The following is a 22036-nucleotide window of genomic DNA, read 5'->3' on the forward strand; positions in this document are numbered from 1 at the left end:
GGCGGTCAGCCGGCGTGCGCCGGGCGCAGGTCGGCCAGCAGCCGTTCGACCTCGGCGAACGCGTCGTCGCCGAGCGGGCCGAGCGCCAGAGTGGCGAAGTTCTCCGCCGCCTGAGCCACCGTGCGACAGCCGGGGATCGGCACCGTCCGTGGGCTGCGGGCCAGCAGCCAGCCGAGTGCGCCCTGGCCGAGGGTACGACCGTCGGCGGTGAGCGCCGCGCGGATCTCCTCGACTCGGGCCGCCCACTGCGGGGTCGGCTTGCCGTCGGTGAACCAGACCAGCCACTCCGGCGCCACCCCGCGCACGTCGTCCGCCCCGACGGCTCGGGTCGAGCCGGTGAGCAGGCCCATCGCCAGCGGGCCCCGGTTGAGGCTGGCCAGGTCGTGGCTGTCGCAGACCGCCAGCACCGCGGCGTTGTCGGCGAGCACCGACAGGTCGTGCTGGATCGCGGCGCAGTGCGGGCCGGCCGCCGCGAAGGCCTCCGCCGAGTCCGGGTTGTCGGTGCTCCAGCCGTATGCCCGGATCTTGCCCTGGGTGACCAGGTCCTCGAGCGTGTCGACCAGGTCGAGCGCGGCGGGCACCGGCAGGTCGTTGATGTGCAGCTGGTAGAGGTCGACGTGGTCGGTGCCGAGCCGGCGCAGCGAGTCCTCCAGGCTCCGCACCGCGTACGCCGGGCTGGCGTCGGTGCCGATCCACCGGCGGGTCGCCTCGTCGGAGCGGTTGCCGAACTTGGTGGCGATCACCACCCGGTCCCGGCGGCCGGCGAGCGCCCGGCCGAGGACCCGCTCGCTGTGCCCGGCGCCGTAGTTGCTGGCCGTGTCGAAGAGGGTGACGCCCGCGTAGAGCGCGGCGTGGATGGTCCGGATCGACTCGGCGTCGTCGACCTCGCCCCAGCCGAACGGCTGCCCGCCGTCGCCCCACAGTGGTCCGCCGATGGCCCAGCAGCCCATGCCGATCGCGCTGACCTCGATGCCGCTGCGGCCCAGTGTCCGTGTCGTCGTCATGCGCCCAGCTTCCTCGTTAGAGTGCGCGCGAAGTCAAGCCGCCAACGGTGCGGCCTCAGGGCGTCGAGGGCCGGCGGTCAACCCAGTCGGTGATGAGCTGGCGCTCGGCGAAGAGCCAACGATCGCCCTGCCGGACGAAGGTGTCGCGGTAGCGGATCGACATGACCATGAGAGTGCGCCGCCCGTCCTCGGTCCAAAGGTGGTGCGCCAGGCAGTAGGTCTCCCCGGTGGCCCGGTCGCCGTCGAGATTCACCGTGCTCTGGCCGTTGAAGTGGGTCGTCCGGTCGTAGGCGGCCAGCCCACCGAAGGCGGCCGCCAGCTCGTTCCGACCGGTCAGCACCTGCGTCGGCTCGGTGCTGTCGGGTTCGCCGTCGTACACGGCGACGCGGGCCTCGTCGGTGAAGAGCGCCGCCTGCCCCTCGGCGTCGCGCCGGTCCGCGAGGCGGGCGTAGGCGTCGACCAGGTCACGGATCGCGAGCCGGTCAGCTACCTGGTCGGACAGGTCTCGGGAAGTGCTCATGGTGGGTCCTTGTGGTCTGCGGGGAAGCGAGCCGGTGGCACATTGCCAGGGACGATACTGGCCCATTCAGGCCTAGACCGGCCAACACGGACTACCTGGTGCGTCCACAGTCCCCGCCTGTGACCCTTGATCCTGGGCGGGCGAGCCTCAGCCGGCGGCGGTGAGGTCCGTGGTGGCGGCCAACTCGGTCACCACGTCCACCACCCGCCGCAGCGCGGGCGAGCTGTTGCCGGGCAGCCAGACCATCTCGGTCGGGGTGAACTCCCCGGTCAGCGGTACGAACACCACGCCGGTACGGCGGAGGTTGTGTGCCGAGAAGCCGAGTCGGGTGATCCCGACACCGGCCGCGACGAGGCCGAGCAGCCCCTGCACGCTGGCGTCCCGGGCCACGATGTCGGGGACGAATCCGGCCGCCCGGAACTTCTCGTCGAACACCCGGTGCCAGGGTTCCCAGGAGCTGCGCGGCGTCATCACCCAACGTTCGTTCGCCAGCTCCGGCAGGGTCAGTTCGGCGCGTCCGGCGAGTGGATGACCCTCGGGCAGGACGACGCAGACCTGTTCGGTGGCGAGCGTCTGGGCGGCCAGGCCCGGGACCTGCGGCGGGCGGGTGAACGCGAGGTCGTAGCGGCCGTCGAACAGGCCCTCGACCAGCGGCCCGATGGTCGTTTCCTCGGTGACGAGTTCCAGGCCAGGGAGGTGTTCCCGGGCGGCCCGGACCACCGGCGGCAGCAGATGGTTCGCGGTGGTGGCCAGGAAGACGAGGCGGAGCCGGCCGATCTCGCCGATCACGGCCCGGCGGACCACGGCGACGGCTTCGTCGGCACGGTCGAGCACCGCGCGTGCCTCGGGCAGGAACAGCGCCCCGGTATCGCTCAGTCTGGTGCCCCGGCTGTCCCGGTCGAACAGTCTCGTGCCGAGGATCCGTTCCAGCGCGTTGATCTGCTGGGAGAGCGACTGCTGCGTGATCATCAGCCGGGCGGCGGCCCGGGTGAAGCTCGACTCCTCGGCAACGGCGACGAAGTACCTGAGCTGCCGAAGATCAGGGGTCACAGGCCGAGCCTACCGCCGTGCCAGGCAACCGGTGTTGGCCGTGACCAGCCGCCCGCGGGCAGCATCGTCGCAGTTCACGACCACACGTCACGGGAGCGGGAAAATGCAGGACAACACGCAGGGCCGGGTCTGGTTGATCACCGGTTGTTCCTCCGGCTTCGGCCGGGAACTCGCGTTGGCGGCGGTGGCCGCCGGCGACCGGGTGATGGCCACCGCCCGTAGGCCGGAGACCCTGGCAGACCTGGTGGAGCAGAGCCGGGGCCGGGTGGACACGGTGGCGCTGGACGTCACCGACCCGGCCTCGATCGACGCCGCGGTGCAGGCCACGCTGGCGCTGCACGGCCGGATCGACGTCCTGGTCAACAACGCCGGTTCGCTGGTCCTCGGCGCGATCGAGGAGGTCACCATGGCGGAGCTGCGCCAGCAGATGGAGGTGGTCTTCTTCGGCGCGGCCGAGGTCACCAAGGCGGTCGTACCGCTGATGCGCGAGCAGGGCAGCGGGACCATCGTGCAGATGAGCTCACTGGGTGGGCAGAAGACGTACCCGGGATTCGGGGCGTACCACGCCGCGAAGTGGGCGTTCGAAGGGCTGTCGGAGACCCTGGCGGCCGAGCTGGCGCCGCTTGGCGTACGGGTGCTGATCGTGGAACCGGGGGCGTTCCGTACCGAGTTCAACACCAACAAGTACGTCACCGAGGCGATGGCGGCGTACCGGGACACGGCCGGGGCGACCCGGAGGTTCACCGACGAGTTGCTGGGTGCGGAGCCGAACGACCCGGCGAAGGGCGCGGCGGCCATTCTCAAGGCGCTGGACAGCGACCGGCCGCCGCTGCGTCTGCTGCTCGGCGGTGACGCGGTGGACGGGCTCCGTGAGCACCACGCCGCCCTGCTGGCCGACGTCGCCAACTGGGAAGGGCTCAGCAGGTCGACCGCGGTCGCCTGAGGCGTCGCGCTGGCACCGGTCGAGACCCGTCACGCGAGCGACCGCGGGGTCCGCGGCGTGCCGGGTCGGTCCGGTGGTCCCTTACGCCGCAGCCATCAGGCGGGGCAGAAAGGCGCCCAGCGGGTCGAGGGCGTCCTTGCGGACGACGTAGCGGGTGACGCCCCAGCGCTTGCGGTGCGCGGCGACCGCGGCGACGATCTCGTCCTCCGTACCGATCAGCACGAACGGGGTGGCGAGCAGCTCGGAAACGGTCAGCCCGGTGTCCTTGGCGGTCTGCGCGGCGGCGGCCTCCGCGTCGTCGGTCACCACGACCTGCTGGACGAGCGCCTCCAGCTCGGGCGGCTCGGCGCGGCCCTCGGCGCCGGCCGCGACCTGGGCGAGCTGCGCCTCGATCTCCGTCTCCCGCCAGCGCACGTCGTGGGCGTAGCCGTCGGGCAGGGTACGGCCCAGCCCGGCCAGCCCTACCACGTCGGCGTGCGCGCCGGCCCAGCGCAGCAGCCGTGAGTTCGCCGTGCCCATGGTCAGCGGGATCCGCCGCTGCACCGGGCGCGGCTTCTCCAGCCGGGCGGCGTGCATGACAAGCTCGGGGGTGTCGACGGTGACCTCTTCGCCGTCGAGCAGGGCCCGGACGGCCTCGGCCACGGCCACGCAGCGGCGTACCCGGCCCGCCACGTCGGGCCGTTCCCGCCCGACCGCCCGCCACTCGGCGGGCGTGTGGCCGGCGCCGATGCCGAGCCGGGCCCGCCCGCCCGAGACCAGGTCGAGGGTGGCCACGTCGGCGGCGAGCAGCATCGGCTCCCGGACGCCGGCGTTCGAGACGTACGAGCCGAGGCCGATGGTGCTGGTCACCGCCGCCGCGGCGGCCAGGGCCACGAACGGGGTGGCGACCGCGCCGGGGTGATCGGCGCAGGTCAGGGCGTCGAAGCCGGCCCGCTCGGCGCGCCGGGCAAGGTCGGTCCAGCTGTCGGCGTCGGACGGGCTGGCCTGGAGGCTGAAGGTGACCATGCGCCCACCCTGCCGGGCGCCGGCCGGGTGGGCCAGCCTGCCGGGGCCGATTCTGCTACCGGCAGACCGCCTCCGTGCTGGTGGCGATGGTGACGGCCGCAGCACACCGGCCCGGGCCGAGTTGTCGGCCGCTAGCCGTCGGCGCGTTCGGGCTTGTCCCGCGGGGGCTCGTGCCAGGAGGCGCGGAAGGCCACCTCGTGCTCCTCGTGGCTGGCCTTCTCCTTGAAGACCGCCTCCCGCAGAACCCGCCGGGAGTCGGCCATGACCAGCACCTCGACCGCGACCAGGCCGACGCAGATCAGGGTGAGCAGGACGAGCGCGGCCAGCCCGGGCAGTTGGGCGGCCAACGGGATGGTGCTCCCGAGCACCAGCACCACGCCGACCCGGGTCCAGGAGAGCGTGCGCAGGGTGCGCCACTGGAACAGCATGTTGCCGCAGAAGTAGCAGCTCACCCCGCCGTAGAGCAGTGCCACGCCGGGTCCGTGGGTCGGCTCCAGGAGGCTGATGTGCGGGTCGGCGATCTCCCGGACCACCTCCTCCGCGCCGAGGGCGAAGAGGATGATCCCGGCGATCATCACCAGGTAGAGGTAGGCGTACGCGTCGCGGGCCATGGCCACCCGGGCGCGGCCCTCCGCGGCGTGCTGGGCGATCCGGGCGGCCGGGCCGATCACGTCGTAGTGCGCCCACCAGAGCGCGGCGGTGAAGACGATGCCGCAGACGGCCGCCGCGACCGCTCCCCAGGTGACCGGTTGGCCGAGCAGGTTGCCGCCCACGCCGACCGAGATGATCGACTCGCCGAGCGCGATGATCAGAATCAGGTCGTACCGTTCGGTCCAGTGCTCGGCCGAGGTCACCGTCCATCCCCAGGCGCCGGCGACCAGGCCGCTGCTGTACTGCAGGACCACCACCGCGACCCAGAGCCCGTCGCGTACCAGGGCCGCGCGGCCCGCGTCGTTGATGTGCGGCGGGATCAGCGCGGCGCCCAGCAGCAGCAGGGTGCTGAACAGCACCTCCGGGGAGTACCTCAGCAGCAGCCGGCGCTCGCCCGGCTTCTCCTGGGCGATGTGCCAGTAGAGCAGCAGGTGCACGGCGCGGATCACCAGGTAGCTGATCGCCACCACCAAAGGCCCGGCAGCGGTCTGGCGCGGGTCGCCGAACGCCTGCGGCAGGGAGAGCGCGAAGCAGAAGAGCGCGGCCATCCCGATCACCATCAGCGCCGGGACGAAGCCCTCGCCGAGCCGGACCCGGGTGGCGACCACGCTGTGCACCACCCAGCACCACCAGAGCACGGCGAGCACGAGCATGGCGTGCAGCAGGCTGGTGCCGCTGATGTTCATCGCGGTGGCACGCGTGATGATGAAGAAGGAGAAGACGAAGACCAGGTCGAAGAAGACCTCGAACTTGTCGACCCGAGCGCCGGGCGCGATCGAGACCGCCGGTCCCAGGCGGTCGCGCCACCGGTGACCCCCCACCGGTCGAGTCTGTCAGCGGGCGGGCGGCACCGGGGGCGGAATCGGATCAGTGCGTGGCGCGGTAGCGCAGCCCGTCCATCAGCAGGTCGAGCAGCCGGCGGGCCTGGTCGCGCTGGGCCGGCTCGCCGGCGGCGAGGGAGACCCCGCTGAGGCTGGCCAGCACGTCGGCGGCCGGGACGTCCGCCCGGACGGTCTCCGCCGCGGTGCCCGCCGTCAGCAGCAGGCCGAGCGCGCCGAGCAACCGGTCCCGGCTCTGGGCGTACGGGTTGCTGCCGGCGGCGATCACGAGGCGCAGCGCGTCGGCCATGCCGCGCTTGGTGGAGAGGTAGTCGATGAACCGGTCCATCCAGGCCCGGATCGCCTGGTCCGGCGGCAGCCGGTCGAGCAGCTCGCCGGCCGCGTCGCAGAGCTTCGCCAGCTCGTTGCGGTAGGCCGCCTCGACCAGCGCCTCGCGGGTGGGGAAGTGGCGGTAGAGGGTGCCGATACCCACCCCGGCGGTGCGGGCGATGGACTCCAGCGTTACCTCCGGTCCGTGCTGGGAAAACGCTCCTACCGCGGCGTCCAGCAGCCGCTGGCGGTTGCGCTGGGCGTCCGCCCGCAGCGGTCTGGGGCCGGGCTCCGGCACGTCGTCTCCCTCGGGGTGTCGGGTCGGCCACTCGGTGGCCGGCTGGCATTCGGAGGAGCCTCCGGTTAGGCTCGACCGTAACGGAGGATCCTCCGCTTCCCATCGTAACGGCCGGCCACGCGAGCCTGCCGCCGCCGACAAGGATGGATCATGACCAGCACACGCGTGAACACGCCCTTCTCCCGCGAGACCACGGCGCTGGAGGTGGTCCGCGGCATCGACCTCGCCGGTCGCCGAGCCGTCGTGACCGGGGGCGCCTCCGGCATCGGTGTGGAGACCGCCCGGGCGCTGGCGCAGGCCGGCGCGGACGTCACCCTCGCGGTGCGCAACCCGCAGGCCGGCCAGGAGGCCGCCGCGGACATCACCGCCACCACCGGCAACGACCGGATCCTGGTCGCCCCGCTCGACCTCGCCGACCAGGGCTCGGTGGCCACGTTCGTGGCGAACTGGGACGGCCCGCTGCACATCCTGGTCAACAACGCCGGGATCATGGCTTCGCCCGAGATGCGCACCCCGCAGGGCTGGGAGATGCAGTTCGCCACCAACCACCTGGGCCACTTCGCGCTGACCACCGGCCTGCACCGCGCGCTCGCCGCGGCCGGTGGCGCCCGGGTCGTCGCGGTCAGCTCGGCGGCCCACCTGCGCTCGCCGGTGGTCTTCGACGACATCCACTTCGAGCGCCGCCCGTACGACCCCTGGGAGGCATACGGGCAGTCCAAGACGGCCAACGTGCTCTTCGCCCTGCAGGCGAACCGGCGCTGGGCGGACGAGGGCATCCTCACCAACTCGCTGATGCCGGGCGCGATCCGGACCAACCTGCAGCGCTACATCAGCGACGAGGAGCTGAACCGGATGCGGTCGCAGAGCGGCGGCGGGGCCGCGTACTGGAAGACGACCGAGCAGGGTGCCGCGACCTCGGTGCTGGTCGCCACCTCGCCGCTGCTCGAGGACGTCGGCGGGCGCTACTTCGAGGACTGCCAGGAGGCCGGGCCGAACCAGCCGGGCACCCGCACCGGCTACGCGCCGTACGCGATGGACCCGGAGGCCGCCGAGCGGCTCTGGCGGGTCTCCGAGGAGACGCTGCGGGCCTGAGTCGGCATTCGCCACCTCGTGGAGACGAAAAAGTGCGCCCCGGGTCACCCCGGGGGCGCACTTTTCGCGTACTGGGTGGATCAGGCCAGGCCCAGCTCCGCCTCGAAGTTGCCGGCCTCCAGCCGCTCCTTGACCGCGACCAGGAACCGCGCCGCGTCGGCGCCGTCGATCAGCCGGTGGTCGTAGGAGAGCGCCAGGTAGACCATCGACCGGACGGCGACGACCTCGCCCAGCTCCGCGTCGTTCACCACGACCGGGCGCTTCACGACGGCACCGGTGCCGAGCATCGCCGACTGCGGCGACGGCACGATCGGGGTGTCGAAGAGGGCGCCCCGGCTGCCGGTGTTGGTCAGCGTGAAGGTCGCCCCGGCGATCTCGTCCGGGCTGATCTTGTTGGTCCGGGTGCGCTCGGCCAGGTCGGCGATCCGCTTGGCGATGCCGCCCAGGTTGAGGTCACCCGCGTTGTGGATGACCGGCACCAGCAGCCCACGCTCGGTGTCCACCGCGATGCCCAGGTGCTCGGCGTCGGGGTAGGTGATCGTCCCGCCGGCCAGGTCCATCCGGGCGTTGACGATCGGGTAGGTCTGCAGCGCCTCGATCGCCGCCAGGGCGAAGAACGGCAGGAAGGAGAGCTTCACGCCGTGCCGCTGCTGGAATGCGTCCTTCGCCTGCGCCCGCAGCTTGGCGACCTTGGTGACGTCCACCTCGATCACCGTGGTGAGCTGCGCCATCTCGTGCAGCGACTCCTGCATCCGCTTGGCGATTGCCGCGCGGATCCGGGGAAGCTTCTCGGTGCTGCCCCGCTTCGCGCTCGGCTGCGGCTTCGCGGCCGGCTTGCTCGGCGCCGCCGGAGGAGCGGACGGGGCCGACGGGGCCGGCGCCGGGGCGGCCTTGGCCGCCTTCGCCTTCTCCGCCGCCTCCAGCACGTCCTGCTTGCGGATGCGGCCGCCCACGCCGGTGCCGTTGACCGAGGAGAGGTCGACGCCGTGCTCGCTGGCCAGCTTGCGGACCAGCGGGGTCACGTAGCCGGCGGCCTCCTCGCCGCCACCCTGTGCGGGAGCCGACGGACGCTGCGGGGTCGGGGTCGCCGCCGCCGGCACCGCTCGCTGCTCCGCCTGCACCGGCTGGGCCGAGGTCTCCGCCTCCGGGGCCGGCTCGTTGTAGGACAGGCCCGGGGTCGGCTCGGTGGCCGGAGCCGGCTTCGGCTCGGGCTGCGGGGCCGGCTTGGCCTGCGGCTCGGGCTTTGCCTGGGGCTGCGGCTCGGGCTCGGGCTTGGCCTCGGCCGGGGCCGCGCCGGCGGCACCGATCACGGCCAGCTCCGCGCCGACCGCCGCGGTCTCGTCCTCGGCGACCTTGATCTCCAGCACGGTGCCGGCGACCGGCGAGGGGATCTCGGTGTCCACCTTGTCGGTGGAGACCTCGAGCAGCGCCTCGTCGACCTCGACGGTCTCGCCGACCTGCTTCAGCCAGCGGGTGACCGTACCCTCGGTGACGCTCTCACCCAGGGCCGGCATGGTGACCGGGGTGCCGCCGCCGGACGGCGCGGCCTGAGCCGGCGCCTGCGGTGCCGGCTTCTCCTGCTCCTGCTCCTGCTCCGGCTCCGGGCCGGTGCCCTCGGCGGCGGCCGTCGGCTCCGGGGCCGGCGCGGCGACCGGCTGCTCGGCCGGGGCCTGCTGCTGCGGCTCACCGCCGCCGGCCTGCTCGCCCTCACCGGCGATGACGGCCAGCTCGCTGCCCACCTCGGCGGTCTCGTCCTCGCCCACCACGATCCGGGTCAGCACGCCCGCTGCCGGCGACGGGATCTCGGTGTCCACCTTGTCGGTGGACACCTCGAGCAGGGGCTCGTCGACCTCGACGGTGTCGCCCTCCTGCTTGAGCCAGCGCGTGACGGTGCCCTCGGTGACGCTCTCGCCGAGCCGGGGCATGGTGACCGATACCGGCATCTTCTAAGACTCCTTCATTCCCCTGGTGCGATCTCGCCCGTCTGCCGCCGGACGCCGCGGAATCAGTTCTCGATCAGGCGTGCGCGTGCAGCGGCTTGCCGGCGAGGGCCAGGTGCGCCTCGCCCAGGGCCTCGTTCTGCGTCGGGTGGGCGTGCACGAGCTGCGCCACCTCGGCCGGGTAGGCCTCCCAGTTGTAGATGAGCTGCGCCTCACCGATCAGCTCACCGACCCGGGCGCCGACCATGTGCACGCCGACCACCGGGCCGTCCTCGACCCGGACCAGCTTCACGAAGCCGGCCGTCTTGAGGATCTGGCTCTTGCCGTTGCCGCCCAGGTTGTAGTTGTAGGTCTTGACCTTGTCGCCGTACTGCTCCTTGGCCTTCGCCTCGGTCAGGCCGACGGAGGCCAGCTCCGGGTCGCAGTAGGTGACCCGCGGGATGCCGGCCTCGTCGATCACGGCCGGGTTCTGCCCGGCGATCTCCTCGGCGACGAAGATGCCCTGCTGGAAGCCGCGGTGCGCGAGCTGGAGGCCGGGCACGATGTCGCCGACCGCGTAGACGTTCGGCACGCTGGTGCGCAGCCGGTCGTCGGTCAGCACGTAGCCGCGGTCCATCTTCACGCCCTGCTCCTCGTAGCCGAGGTTGGCCGTGGTCGGGCCCCGGCCGACGGCGACCAGCAGCAGCTCGGCCTCGACGATCTCGCCGCCGGCGATGGTCACCTTGACGCCGTTGTCGGTCTTCTCGACCTTCTCGAACGGCTTGCCGACCTTGAAGTTGATCTTCCGCTTGCGGAACGCCCGCTCCAGCGCCTTCGAGGACTCCTCGTCCTCGGCCGCGACCAGCCGGGGCAGCGCCTCGATGATGGTCACGTCCACCCCGAAGGACTTCCACACGCTGGCGAACTCGACGCCGATCACGCCGCCGCCGAGGACGATCGCGGAGGCCGGGATCCGGTCCATGGTCAGCGCGTGGTCGCTGGTGATGATCCGCTCGCCGTCGACGTCCAGGCCGGGCAGGCTCTTGGCGTACGAGCCGGACGCGAGCACGACGTTGCGGCCGGTGTAGCGCTTGCCGTCGACCTCGACGACGTTCGGGCCGACCAGCTTGCCGTGCCCCTCGACGATGGTGATCGCCTTGTTGCTCTTGAGCATCCCCTGCAGGCCCTTGTAGAGCCGCGCGATCACGCCGTCCTTGTACGAGTTGACGCCGGCCATGTCGATGCCGACCAGCTCGGCCTTGACGCCGAACTGCTCCGACTCGCGGGTCTGGTCGGCGATCTCGGCGGCGTGCAGCAGGGCCTTGGTCGGGATGCAGCCGTTGTGCAGGCAGGTGCCGCCGAGCTTGCCCTTTTCGATCAGCGCGACGGAGAGATCCAGTTGGGCGGCGCGCAGCGCGGTCGCGTAGCCGCCGCTGCCACCTCCGAGGATGACGATGTCGAAGGTTGCGTCGTTCGGCTCGCTCACGTCCAACTCCCAGGTCGCGTCGCTGCATCGGGGGTCACGGCAGGGCAATGCCGGGCACACCCCACCTCGGTCATCTTGTCACCACCGGGCACAGGGCGCGTAGTGAGGTGCCCAACGACACGTCCCCGACACGTACGCTTGGCACCGTCTTCGATGACGGAATGTGGGGGAGAGCTCCGTGGGGTTGTTCCGGCGCCGTAAGCAGGCGCGCGTGGTGAGCCGTGACCGGGCGGCCGACCGGGCCGATCTGGAGCATCTTGAGGGCTTTGTCCGGACCCGGCGGGGGGTGGAGGCGTTCATCGAGCCCCGGACCACCGTCACCGAGACCACCGTGATGCTCATCGCCGACGACGGCGAGTGGACCCGCCGCCGGATCGACGGCCCGGACGGGGCCCGGCGGTTCGCGTACCGGATGGCGATCCCGATCTACGACGTGCGCCTGATGGGCTACCCGCAGCGGATGCGCGACTTCAACGAGCGCCGCAAGCGCCGCCCCGACCAGTACTGACCGGACGACGAACGGGGCGCCCCGCTGGGGCGCCCCGTTCGTCGTGCTCGTCCTTCTCAGCCGTTGGCGGCGACGTCGTCCACCAGCTGCAGCAGGGTGCGGACCGGGACACCCGTGCCGCCCTTGGTCCAGTAGCCGGTCGGCTCGCCCGAGTGGTAGCCCGGGCCGGCGATGTCGATGTGCGCCCAGGCCACGTCGTCGGTGACGAACTCGCGCAGGAACACCCCGCCCTGCAGCATGTGTCCGGCGCGGTCCATTCCGGCGTTGACCTGGGAGATGTCGGCGACCTCGGAGTCCATGCCCTTGCGCACGTCGTCCGGCAGCGGCATCGGCCACGCCGGCTCGCCGGTGGCCTCGCCGGCGGCCTTCACCCGCTCGCAGAGTTCCGGGGTGCCCATCACGCCGGCGATCCGCTTACCCAGCGAGATCACCTGGCCGCCGGTCAGGGTCGAGGTCTCGAAGAGGTAGTCGCAGCCGTCCTCGCAGGCGCGGGCGATCGCGTCGCCCAGGATCATCCGGCCCTCGGCGTCGGTGTTGAGCACCTCCACCTTCTTGCCGTTGTACATGCTGATCACGTCACCGGGCCGGTACGAGGTGCCCGACGGCATGTTCTCCGCCATCGGCAGGTAACCGGTCACCGTGACGGACGGCTTGAGCGCGGCCACCGCCAGCATGGCGGCGCCGACCGCGGCGGCGCCGGCCATGTCGGACTTCATCTCCCACATGCCCTGGGCCGGCTTGATCGAGATGCCGCCGGTGTCGAAGGTGATGCCCTTGCCGACCAGCGCCACCCGCTTGCCGGTGCCGCCACCCTCGGGGGTGTAGGTCAGCTTGACCAGCCGCGGCGGGGCCTCCGAGCCCTGCCCGACGGCGACGATGCCGCCGTAACCACCGGCCGCCAGGGCCGCCTCGTCGAGCACCTCGACGCCGAGCCCGGCGTCGCGCGCGGCGGCCGCCACCACGTCGGCGAAGGCCGGCGGGCGCAGCTCGTTCGGCGCGGTGTTCACCCAGTCGCGGCTGAGCCGGACCGCACCGGCCACCGCCTGGGCGCGCGCGACCTCGGCCTGGGCGGTGCTGTCGGTGGCGTCCGGCACCGCGATCAGCACCTCGGCCACCGGCTCACGGCGGGCCGGCTGCGGCCGGGTCTTGTAACCGGCGAACCGGTACCCGCCGAGCAGCGCGCCCTCCGCGACCGCGCGCAGGGCGGCCGGGGCGTCGGCGTCGTCCGGCAGCGGCAGGGCCACCGCCACCCGGGCCGCACCGGCCAGGGCGCGGACGGCCGAGCCGGCGGCCCGGCGCAGCGCCTCCGGGTTCGGCGCGGCACCGGTCGGCTCGGGGCCCAGGCCGACCACGGCCACCACCGGAGCGGTGACCGTGCCCAGCGTGGCCAGCTTGGTCACCTCGCCCGGCCCACCGGTGGCGCCGAGCAGCGCCAGTGTCTCGGTGAGCTTGCCGTCGAAGGCGGCGGCGATGCTCTCCGCGCCGCTGGCGAGCAGCAGGGTGCCGGCGAGGCCGCTGGTGGCAACCTGCTCTCCGGTCTGGCTGTGCACGCCGATCACGATGGCGTCGACGGCGAGCTCGGCGGGGTCGGTGTCGACCAGGCTGAGGGTGGTACGGGGCGATGTCACTGAAGCTACTCCGGGCGGGCCGGGCCGGTCGCGAGGCCGCGTACCGGCGGTGAAGGTCTCGGCGGCAACCTACCCGCCGGACGTCGGGGCTGTCCCGCCGACGGCTCCGGCGGGTCCCGCCGATGCTAACCAGCGGGTCCGCCCCCGGTAAGTTGCCACCCATGACCGAGGTGACCACCGACGCCGCCGCGACCCGGCTGCGCCGTTCCCCGCTGCACGAGCGGCACACCGCCGCCGGCGCCAAGTTCGCCCCGTTCGGGGGCTGGGAGATGCCGCTGGAGTACGCCGGTGGCGGCGTCCTGCGCGAGCACACGGCGGTACGCACGGGGGTGGGCGTCTTCGACGTGTCGCACCTGGGCAAGGCGCGGGTGACCGGCCCGGGCGCGGCCGAGTTCGTCAACGCCTGTCTCAGCAACGACCTGGGCCGGATCGGCCCCGGCCGGGCGCAGTACACGCTCTGCTGCGACGACGCCACCGGCGGTGTGGTCGACGACATCATCGCCTACCTGCACGCCGACGATCACGTCTTCCTGATCCCGAACGCCGCGAACACCGCCGAGGTGGTCCGCCGGCTGCGCGCCGCCGCGCCGTCGTCGGTCACCGTCACCGACGAGCACGAGGCGTACGCGGTGCTCGCCGTGCAGGGCCCGCGCTCGGCCGAGCTGCTCGCCTCGCTCGGCCTGCCGACCGGGCACGAGTACATGAGCTTCTCCGCGGCGACTCTCGACGGCTTCTCCGGGGCCACCCTCGACGGCGGCGCCGCCCCGGTGGAGCTGACCGTCTGCCGTACCGGCTACACCGGCGAGCTCGGCTACGAGCTGGTGGTGCCGGCGGAGCACGCCACCACGGTCTGGGACGCGCTCTTCTCCGCCGACGAGGCGTTCGCGCTGCGCCCGTGCGGGCTCGCGGCGCGGGACACGCTGCGCACCGAGATGGGCTACCCGCTGCACGGGCAGGACCTGTCGTTGGAGATCACCCCGGTGCAGGCCCGCTCGGGCTGGGCGGTCGGCTGGGACAAGCCGGCGTTCTGGGGCCGCGACGCGCTGCGCGCGGAGAAGGCCGCCGGCCCCCGGCGTACGCTGCGCGGCCTGGAGGCGGTCGACCGGGCGATCCCGCGCCCCGGCATGAGCGTGTACGTCGGTGACACCACGGTGGGCACCGTGACCAGCGGCACCTTCTCGCCGACCCGCAAGCAGGGCATCGCGCTGGCCCTGCTGGACACCGCCGCCGGGCTGGTCGACGGGGACCTGGTCGAGGTCGACATCCGCGGCCGCCGCACCCAGATGCGCCTCACCCGACCCCCCTTCGTCCACCCCTCCGTCAAGTAACCCCACCCCCACCCCCCAACCCCACGGCCTGTTGCTGCCGACGGCCTGTTGCTGCCGACGGCCCGTTGATCAAGAGATTCGCGTCAGGATCGGGGTGATCCGTGACGCGAATCTCTTGATCAACCTGGTGCTGGCGGGGTGGGGTGGGGCTGGGGGTTGGGGGGTTAGGGGTTGGGGGTTGGGCGTTCGCCGGCGTCCAGGACGGCCTGGGTCCAGCCGCCCTCGATGACGCCGGTGCCGTCGAGCACCGCCCAGTCGACGACGTCGGTCGCCTCGACCACGACCGGGGAGCCGATCCGCACGCTCGGGTCGGAGGCGGCGTCGCTGGCGCTCACGCCGACGATCCGCTCCGCGGCGTCCCAGGAGGTGACCCCGGCCCAGACGTACTCGGGTCCGTCGTCGCCGGGCAGGCCGTACTTCACCACCAGCTGCGCCTCGCGGGGCAGTTGGCCGGCGACGAACCGGGCCCGTACGTCGCCCAGACCGGACCGGGCGGTGGCGACCGCCCGGCTCATCGCGTCCCCGGAGCGGGCGTACCGCACGTCCGGCTGGATCCCGGCGAAGAGGGTGGCGCAGGCGGCGGCGTAGTAGCGGCCGTCCGGCCCGGGGTGCCCGGCGGGCGGGCGCAGGCTCAGGAACGAGTCGGCGTCCGGGTCGGTCGCCGGGTCCAACTCCAGCCGCAGCAGCACCGGGGCGGTCGCGCCGTGCTGCTCCGGGTTCCCGTACGCCACCGCGATGTCGTGCCCGGTCACCGTGGCGAGCACCGGCAGCTGCACGAACGCCGGCACCTCCTCCCCGGCCAGCCCGTCGGTCCAGTCCCGCAGCAGGCGCCGGGCCGCGCCGGTCATCACCGCGCCCCACGCCCGGGTCAGGTGGTCCGGCACGCCCTGGGTCTGCAACTCCAGCAGCCCGAACCGGCGCAGCCCCTTTGTGGTGAACCAGAGCCCGTCGGCGTCCGACGAGTAGGGCACCAGCACCCAGTCGACCAGCCGGATTCGACCCTGCTCGTCCGGGAGCGACCGGAGCGCCGCGGCCGGGTCCAGGAACTGCAGCCCGAAGACGTCCACCACGTCGCCGCCGACCGAGTCGGCGACCGCCGCCGCGACCGCCCGCGCCGACCACTCGTGCGCCGGCGGCCAGCCCGGCCGGTACTCGGCCTGCACCACCACCAGATGGCTGGCCGCGGCGAGCCGGTCCAGCTGCGCCTCCGTGGCGCCGAAGGCGGTGAGCAGGTCCGGCGGCAGCTCGGGGAACTCACCGATCGGCCGAATGTCCACGCTCATCAGGGGGCTGTCCAGCATCTGCCGGGCCAGCCCGTACACCGGCTCGGCGAGCCGGCCGGAGAGCGCCGCCACCGCACTCTTCGTGCTGACCCGCGGCAGACCCGTGACGGGCACCAGGTAGGTCGCGTTGAGCGACTCCGGGACCGGTACGGGCAGGAAGTCGTCCGTGATGAGCATTCTCGTTCCCCCGGTTGGCGGCGCCGGTGCTGTCGAGCCGAACGCTACCCGGCGCGCCGTACCCTGTTCAGCCGGACAGCACCAGACCCAGGTAGACCAGCGTGGTGACCAGCTCGACGTTCGCCCCGAGCACGTCGCCGGTGATCCCGCCGAGCCGGCGTACCACGTGTGCCAGCAGCAGCGTCGCGACGGCGAGGGCCGCGGCGACGGCGAGCGGCCCCTGCCACGGCCGGCCCGGCACCGCGGCGACGGCCACCAGCGCGACGGCGACCGCGCCGAGCGCCGGGGCCAGCGGCCCGACGGTGCCGGCGACCAGCGCGCCGAGCCCGTCCGGCCGGGCCGCGGGAACCCCCCGCCGGCAGGCCAGGGTGACCGCGAGCCGGCCGGCCGCGGTCGCCGCGACCACCGCCGCCAGACCCGCCGGCCAGGACCGCCCGGCCAGCTCCGCGAGCGCGGCGGCCTGCACCAGCAGGACGACCACCAGCGCCACCACCCCGAACGGGCCGACGTCCGGCTTCTTCATGATCTCCAACGCGCCCGGTCCGCTCCGGTAGGAGCCGAGCGCGTCCACGGTGTCGGCCAGCCCGTCGAGGTGCAGCCCCCGGGTGAGCAGCGCGCCGACGCCGACCGTCACACCCGCGGCGACCAGCGGCGTGGCGAACGCGGCCAGGAGCAGCAGCACCCCGGCGAGGAGCAGGCCGAGCAACGCGCCGACCGCCGGGGCGAGCGCCATCGCGGTGCCCGCGACCGCCCGGTCGATCCGGCCGGCGCGCACCGGCAGCGTGCTGAACGTGGTGAGCGCCAGCCGCGCCCCCGCGACGAGCCGCGGCTCAGCCGGCACGCCAGCCCGACGGATCCACCGGCTGCTCCTCCGGCTCGGTGCTGGTCGGGCCCGGCCCGGCCGGCTCCGGCTCGGTGAACTCGGGCTCGGCGCCCGGGTCCTCCTCGACGTCCGTCTCCTCGTCGTCCGGCTCGGCCGCGCCGCCCAGCGTCGGGTGGACCGGCAGCGAGGCGGCCAGCGACAACACTGAGCGCAGCAGCGGCAGCGCGGCCAGCGCGTTGGCACCCTCACCGAGATCCAACCGCAGGTCCAGCACCGGGGTCAGGCCGAGCACGTCCGCGGCCAGCCGAGCGGCCGGCTGCCCGCCGTGGTCGGCGAGCAGGCACCAGTGCCGGGCCTGCCCGGCCAGGTCGCGGCTGACCATGCCCGCGGCCAACCCGACCGGTCCGTCCAGCATCACCGGGATCCGCCGGGCCGTCGCGCCGAGCAGCACGCCGGTGGCGACCGCGATGTCGCCGCCGCCGAGTTCGGCCAGCACGTCCTTGGCACCGCGCGGCGAACGGCGGGTCCGGTGCAGCGCGTCGCGGACCGCCGCGCAGCGTCGCATCCAGGCCGCGTCGTCGATCTCGCCGGCGTCGGTGACCACCCGGCCGAGCACCGCGGGCGGCTCCGCGCCGGCGGTCGCGGCCAGCACCGCGGCGGCCGCCGCCTCGGTGCCGGCTCCGCACGCCGCCAGCACCAGCAGCTGTACGCCGGACTCGGCGGCCTCCTCGGCCAGCCGCCAGCCGTAGCGCAGCGCGGACTCGACCTGGTCGCCGGTGAGCGCCGGCTCATTCTCGATCGGGCCGGCGGTCGGGGCGTCCACCACCTGGAGGCTGGCGCCGCTCTCGGCGGCCATCCGGGCCAGCGCACCCTGCCCGGCGCGAGCCTGCCGGGCGCGGCGCGCCGACTCGCCGGGCATGGTGCCGGCGGCGGCCCCGCCCGCGTGGTCGCCGTGCAACAGCAGCACCCGGGTGGCGCCCCAGGCGGCCGGGGTCGGGGTGCCCTGGGTGGCGGCGGCGAACCCGACCACCCGGTCCAGCACCCCCAGACCGGCGCCGGGCACGTCGAGGGTCGCCAGTCGCTCGATCGCCTGCGGCCCGGCGTACTCGTCGGGCATCGGCAATTCCATGCCGGGCTGGATGACCAGCCCGGTGGCGACCACCGGCAGCGCCATGGTCGGCGCGGACCATCCGCTGCCGCCCTCGGCGACGGCGGGCATCGGCGGGGGCGGGGTCAGCACCTCCGGCAGCGGGACAAGCTCCGGTGTCGGCTCCGTGGCGGTGCCGTTGACGGCGACCGGCGGGGCGACGGCAGGCGGGGCGAGGGCCGGCTGAACGGCGACCGGTGTCGCCGCGGTGGCCGGCGCGGCGTTCGCGGCCGGCTTGAGCCAGGACGGCTGGCCGGCGACCACCAGGACCACCGCGTCGCAGGCGTCCGCGACCGCTCGGTTGGTCGCGCCCAGCGCGTCGGTGAAGGCCCGGCCGACCGGGGTGACCGGCACCAGGGACAGGCCGACCTCCGGGCTGACCAGCACCAGCCGGGCCGCGCAGCCACGTACCGCGGCGGCCAGTTCGGCGACGGTCGCGGTGTCGTCCGCCGGCTGGTGCGCCGGGTCGAGCAGCACGGTCACCCAGCCGCCGAGGTCGTCGACGAGCAGCGTCTCGTTCGGCTCGGCGGCGGCGATCACGTCCGCGAGCCGGCGCGGGTCGCCCGCGGTCTCCTCGGTGGTCCAGCTGCCCGGCCGCCGCTCGCGGTGTGCCGCCAGCCGGGCGGCCCACTCGGTGTCCTCCGGGTCCCCCTCGGGCGCGGTGGCGACATACCGGACCACCGCCGCCTCGCTGACCAGGGACTCGGCGAACTCGGACTTGCCTGACCGGATACCACCCAGCACCAGGAGCGTGTTCCACCCGTCAACCGACATGCCCGTACCTTAAGGCCGCCAGGGGTGCCGTTGCCTGCCGGCCCGGGCGGTCAGTCGCAGTGCTCGAAGGAGCTGGCATAGCTGGCTCCGCCGGTCGACCCGCCCCACTTCACGCACGCCCCGGCGGCGCTGGCCTTGACCGGCCCCGCGTAGTACTCGAAGGAGCCGCTGTCCGTGCTGCGCGTCCGCCCCTGCACCTCCAGGTAGGCCGAGGCAGCCGTCGCGGTGCCGACCGCGCTGTCCTTGAGGGTCACCGTGCAGTTGTAGCCGTTGCCGGAGTGGTAGAGCAGGTAGACCCGCCCCTTGCGCTTGCCGTCGCCGCCGGTGAGCGTCGCCGAGTCGATCACCTGATAGCCGCTGCCACAGACCTGCTTCGCCGTGTACGGGTTGGGCTTGCTCGGCTTGGGGCTGCTCGTGGTGGGTGTCGGCCGGGCGCTGCCACCCCCGGTCGGCGCGGTGCTCGCGGCACCGTCGGCCGGAGCGCCCGGATCGCCGGCGGTGCCGCTCGGTGCGGCCTGCGCCGAGCGGGTGCCGCTCGGCGTGGCCGTGGGCCGCCGGCCCGGGGTGGTGGCGGCCGGCGCCGGGAGCTGCCCCTGCGGGACGTCCGCCGACTCCGCGCTCAGTGCGGGCGGCAGCTCCGCGCCGCCGTCACCGGCCTCCGGGCGCAGCGCGATCACGACCACCGTGGCGACCAGGGCGACGAGCACGGCCGCGCCCGCGCCGACCAGCAGGGCCGGCCGCCGACGGGCCGGTGCCACCCGCTGCGGCTCCTCCCGGGTGTCCGCCGCCGCCACCGGCTCCGGCCACGACGCGACGCCGACCTGGTACCCGCCCGGCCGAGACGGGCCGGGCGGCTGACCGGCGGAAACCGACGCCGGGCCGGGATCGCCGGGCCCGGCCGCCGGGTGAGCCGCGCCGGCCGGCCGGACTGCGGGCGGCGTGAACGGGGTCGCCGGGGTGACCGGTCCGCCGGTCGGCGGTGTGAGCGGGATCGCCGGGGTGACCGGCGCGCCGGTCGGCGGTGTGAACGGGGCCGCGGGGTTGATCGGCGCACCGCCGGTCGGCGGAGTCGGCGCACCGCCGGACAACGCCGGTGGGGTCGGCGCGGGCGGCGTCGCCGATGGGGGCGTCGGTGGAACGGGCGGACCGGCGGGTGCCGGGCCGGCCAGCGCCCACGGTGGCCGGGCGGAGAGCGGGATGGTCGCCAGGGTGGCGTCGCGTGCCTCGGCGGCCGCCCGGGCCATCTCGGCGGCGCTGCCGAACCGGTCCGCCGGCTGCTTCGCCATCGCCCGCGTCACCAACTCGACCACCGCCGGCGGGGTCCCCGGCGGCAGCGGTGCCGGCTCATCCTGCTGGTGCCGCAGCGCCACCTCCAGCGGGTTCGCGCCGACGAACGGCGGCTGCCCGGCCAGGCAGTAGTACGCGACCGCGCCGAGCGCGTACATGTCGGTGGCGGCGGAGACGGGCTGCCCGGTGGCCTGCTCGGGGGACATGTACGAGGCGGTGCCGAGCACCATGTTCGCCGCGGTGAGGCTGGCCATGGCGTTCGACCGGGCGATGCCGAAGTCCACCAGCACGACCCGGCCGTCGCGCTTGACCAGCAGGTTGCCCGGCTTCACGTCGCGGTGCACGATGCCGGCGAGATGCGCGGCGTGCAGCGCCTCGGCGGCCTGCGCCACCACGGACATGGTGGAGGCCGGGTCCAGCCGGCCGGCCTGGCCGATCCAGCCGACCAGGGGCTCACCGTCGACGTACTCCATCACCAGGTAGTCGACCCGGCTGCCGTCGGCGAGGGCCGCCTGGCCGACGTCGTGCACCGCGACCACGCCGGGATGCCGCAGAGCGGCCAGCATCCGCGCCTCGGCCCGGAACCGGGTGGTGAACTCGGGGTCGGCGACCAGCGACGGCAGCAGCACCTTCACCGCCACCTCGCGTTCCAGCAGGATGTCGGTGCACCGCCAGACCGCGCCCATCCCACCCGTCGCCACCCGCTCGTCCAGCCGGTACCGGTCGCCGAGCACCACTCCCCGAGTCAGCACCGGGCCACCGTACCGGCCGACGCCGACGCGTCGATCCACCCCTTGCGGCGCCGCAGGTCTGCCTTTCGTTCGCGACTGCGGGGCTCGCAAGCTCACTCCTCGCGCTCACAGGTGCCGAGCGCGCGGCCGTCGCGCGTCGGGCCGACTACGCTGGCGAGGGTTCGTCCCACGGGGACTTCGGCGGCGAGGGGAGACGCGGCATGGCGTGGAGCTGGCGGTACGAGGGCACGGACGGCCAGTCGGTGCAGGGACCGACGGAGTCGTTCGGCAGCCAGGCCGACGCCGAATCCTGGATCGGTCAGGCCTGGCGGGAGCTCGCGGCGTCCGGCGTCACCTCGGTCGCGCTCGTCGAGGACGATCGGGTCGAGTACCGGATGAGCCTGCTGCCCGCGGCCGAGTGATGGGCTACGACCGCCCGGGCGGTGAGCCGTTGGTGCTCGGCGTGCCCCGGGCGGCGTTGCGGCCCAGCCCGATCTTCCTGGCCCTGGTCGCGCTCTTCGTGACCACCGGCGTGCTGGCCTGGAACGAAATCGGCAACGTCCGGCTGGACGTCTTCGGGTTCGTGGTCTCCGGCTGGCTGGTCTCGCTCTGCCTGCACGAGTACGCCCACGCGGTGGTGGCGTTCCGGGCCGGCGACCGGAGCGTGGCGCACCGTGGCTACCTGACCCTCAACCCGCTGAAGTACAGCCATCCGCTGCTCTCCATCGCGCTGCCGGTGCTGGTGGTGCTCCTCGGCGGCATCGGCCTGCCCGGCGGCGCGGTCTGGGTGGACCGGCACGCGATCCCGGGGCGGCTGCGGCACACCCTGGTCAGCCTCGCCGGCCCGGCCACCAACGTGCTCTTCACCCTGCTGCTCGTGCTGGCCCTGCGGGTCGGCATCGGTGTCGGCGGGTCGGTCGAGTTCTGGGCCGGGGTGGCGCTGCTGGCCTTCCTCCAGCTCACCGCGAGCGTGCTCAACCTGTTGCCGGTGCCGGGGCTGGACGGAGGCAACATGATCCAGCCGTGGCTGAATCCGCAGTGGCGCAAGATGTACGACCTGTTCGCCCCGTACGGCTTCATCCTGCTCTTCGCGCTGCTGTGGAACCCGCGGATCAGCGGCTGGTTCTTCGGCGGGGTCTTCGCCGTCGGCGACGTGCTCGGCCTGCCGTCCTGGCTCTACGCCGCCGGGTTCGACCTGATCCGCTTCTGGCGCGGCTGACCCGGCGCCCGCGCC

Annotated in this window: 18 protein-coding genes and 1 pseudogene; 6 read left to right on the top strand and 13 right to left on the bottom strand. The window is 73.8% G+C overall.

Features of this window, described 5'->3' with window-relative positions:
* Positions 1-5 precede the first annotated feature (5 nt).
* From ACIP9D_RS17705 to ACIP9D_RS17715, 3 genes are all read right to left on the bottom strand, one after another.
* Positions 6-1004, bottom strand: coding sequence for an aldo/keto reductase (locus tag ACIP9D_RS17705; RefSeq protein ID WP_350872202.1), 999 nt, complete (start codon positions 1002-1004; stop codon positions 6-8).
* Positions 1005-1059: 55 nt separating this feature from the next.
* Positions 1060-1524 (bottom strand): nuclear transport factor 2 family protein, encoded by a 465-nt coding sequence (locus ACIP9D_RS17710; RefSeq protein WP_350872204.1) that lies wholly within the window; start codon positions 1522-1524, stop codon positions 1060-1062.
* A 147-nt stretch (positions 1525-1671) separates the two neighbouring features.
* The gene (locus ACIP9D_RS17715; RefSeq protein ID WP_350872206.1) at positions 1672-2574 is read right to left on the bottom strand and encodes a LysR family transcriptional regulator; all 903 of its coding nucleotides are present in this window, start codon (positions 2572-2574) and stop codon (positions 1672-1674) included.
* A 103-nt stretch (positions 2575-2677) separates the two neighbouring features.
* Here ACIP9D_RS17715 and ACIP9D_RS17720 point away from each other — a divergent pair, with 103 nt between their 5' ends.
* A complete protein-coding gene (locus ACIP9D_RS17720; RefSeq protein ID WP_350872208.1) occupies positions 2678-3517 on the top strand; it encodes an oxidoreductase in 840 nt (279 codons plus the stop codon).
* An 81-nt stretch (positions 3518-3598) separates the two neighbouring features.
* On the opposite strand, the gene ACIP9D_RS17725 is transcribed toward ACIP9D_RS17720, so the two are convergent.
* From ACIP9D_RS17725 to ACIP9D_RS17735, 3 genes are all read right to left on the bottom strand, one after another.
* Positions 3599-4522: an LLM class flavin-dependent oxidoreductase gene (locus ACIP9D_RS17725; RefSeq protein ID WP_350872210.1), complete on the bottom strand. Its 924-nt coding sequence runs from the start codon at positions 4520-4522 to the stop codon at positions 3599-3601.
* 131 nt (positions 4523-4653) lie between these two features.
* A complete protein-coding gene (locus ACIP9D_RS17730) occupies positions 4654-5994 on the bottom strand; it encodes a low temperature requirement protein A (RefSeq protein ID WP_350872211.1) in 1341 nt (446 codons plus the stop codon).
* 46 nt (positions 5995-6040) lie between these two features.
* Positions 6041-6619 (bottom strand): helix-turn-helix domain-containing protein, encoded by a 579-nt coding sequence (locus ACIP9D_RS17735; protein WP_350872213.1) that lies wholly within the window; start codon positions 6617-6619, stop codon positions 6041-6043.
* 147 nt (positions 6620-6766) lie between these two features.
* Between ACIP9D_RS17735 and ACIP9D_RS17740 the strand changes: the two genes are divergently transcribed.
* A complete protein-coding gene (locus tag ACIP9D_RS17740; protein ID WP_350872940.1) occupies positions 6767-7711 on the top strand; it encodes an SDR family NAD(P)-dependent oxidoreductase in 945 nt (314 codons plus the stop codon).
* Between the two features lie 80 nt (positions 7712-7791).
* Here ACIP9D_RS17740 and sucB read toward each other — a convergent pair whose 3' ends face one another.
* Positions 7792-9654, bottom strand: a complete 1863-nt coding sequence (gene sucB, locus ACIP9D_RS17745; protein ID WP_350872215.1) for a 2-oxoglutarate dehydrogenase, E2 component, dihydrolipoamide succinyltransferase — start codon at positions 9652-9654, stop codon at positions 7792-7794.
* Positions 9655-9727: 73 nt separating this feature from the next.
* Entirely contained in the window at positions 9728-11116 is a 1389-nt protein-coding gene (lpdA, locus tag ACIP9D_RS17750) for a dihydrolipoyl dehydrogenase (RefSeq protein ID WP_350872217.1), read from the bottom strand.
* A gap of 178 nt (positions 11117-11294) precedes the next feature.
* On the opposite strand from lpdA, the gene ACIP9D_RS17755 reads away from it, so the two are divergent.
* Entirely contained in the window at positions 11295-11624 is a 330-nt protein-coding gene (locus ACIP9D_RS17755; RefSeq protein WP_350872218.1) for a hypothetical protein, read from the top strand.
* Between the two features lie 56 nt (positions 11625-11680).
* On the opposite strand, the gene ACIP9D_RS17760 is transcribed toward ACIP9D_RS17755, so the two are convergent.
* A complete protein-coding gene (locus tag ACIP9D_RS17760; protein ID WP_350872219.1) occupies positions 11681-13252 on the bottom strand; it encodes a leucyl aminopeptidase in 1572 nt (523 codons plus the stop codon).
* Positions 13253-13413: 161 nt separating this feature from the next.
* Between ACIP9D_RS17760 and gcvT the strand changes: the two genes are divergently transcribed.
* Positions 13414-14580 carry a glycine cleavage system aminomethyltransferase GcvT gene (gene gcvT, locus ACIP9D_RS17765; RefSeq protein WP_350872220.1) on the top strand — a complete coding sequence of 389 codons (1167 nt, stop codon included), beginning with the start codon at positions 13414-13416 and terminating at the stop codon, positions 14578-14580.
* A gap of 164 nt (positions 14581-14744) precedes the next feature.
* Here gcvT and ACIP9D_RS17770 read toward each other — a convergent pair whose 3' ends face one another.
* The 4 genes and pseudogenes from ACIP9D_RS17770 to ACIP9D_RS17785 all read right to left on the bottom strand — a co-directional run.
* Complete coding sequence (locus ACIP9D_RS17770) at positions 14745-16040, bottom strand: DUF2314 domain-containing protein (RefSeq protein ID WP_350872222.1); 1296 nt, start codon at positions 16038-16040, stop codon at positions 14745-14747.
* A 67-nt stretch (positions 16041-16107) separates the two neighbouring features.
* Complete coding sequence (locus ACIP9D_RS17775) at positions 16108-16881, bottom strand: adenosylcobinamide-GDP ribazoletransferase (protein ID WP_350872224.1); 774 nt, start codon at positions 16879-16881, stop codon at positions 16108-16110.
* On the bottom strand, positions 16871-18784 hold the full coding sequence (locus tag ACIP9D_RS17780; protein WP_350872226.1) for a bifunctional adenosylcobinamide kinase/adenosylcobinamide-phosphate guanylyltransferase: 1914 nt from the start codon (positions 18782-18784) through the stop codon (positions 16871-16873). The genes ACIP9D_RS17775 and ACIP9D_RS17780 overlap by 11 nt, the downstream gene beginning before the upstream one ends.
* 779 nt (positions 18785-19563) lie before the next feature.
* Positions 19564-20823 (bottom strand): annotated as a pseudogene (locus tag ACIP9D_RS17785) (serine/threonine-protein kinase); the annotation flags it as partial.
* 200 nt (positions 20824-21023) lie between these two features.
* On the opposite strand from ACIP9D_RS17785, the gene ACIP9D_RS17790 reads away from it, so the two are divergent.
* Complete coding sequence (locus ACIP9D_RS17790) at positions 21024-21224, top strand: hypothetical protein (protein ID WP_350872228.1); 201 nt, start codon at positions 21024-21026, stop codon at positions 21222-21224.
* Positions 21224-22021, top strand: a complete 798-nt coding sequence (locus ACIP9D_RS17795; RefSeq protein ID WP_350872230.1) for a site-2 protease family protein — start codon at positions 21224-21226, stop codon at positions 22019-22021. The genes ACIP9D_RS17790 and ACIP9D_RS17795 overlap by 1 nt, the downstream gene beginning before the upstream one ends.
* The last annotated feature ends 15 nt before the right edge of the window (positions 22022-22036 follow it).

This window comes from Micromonospora sp. NPDC093243 (assembly GCF_044753725.1).
Taxonomy (GTDB): domain Bacteria; phylum Actinomycetota; class Actinomycetes; order Mycobacteriales; family Micromonosporaceae; genus Micromonospora.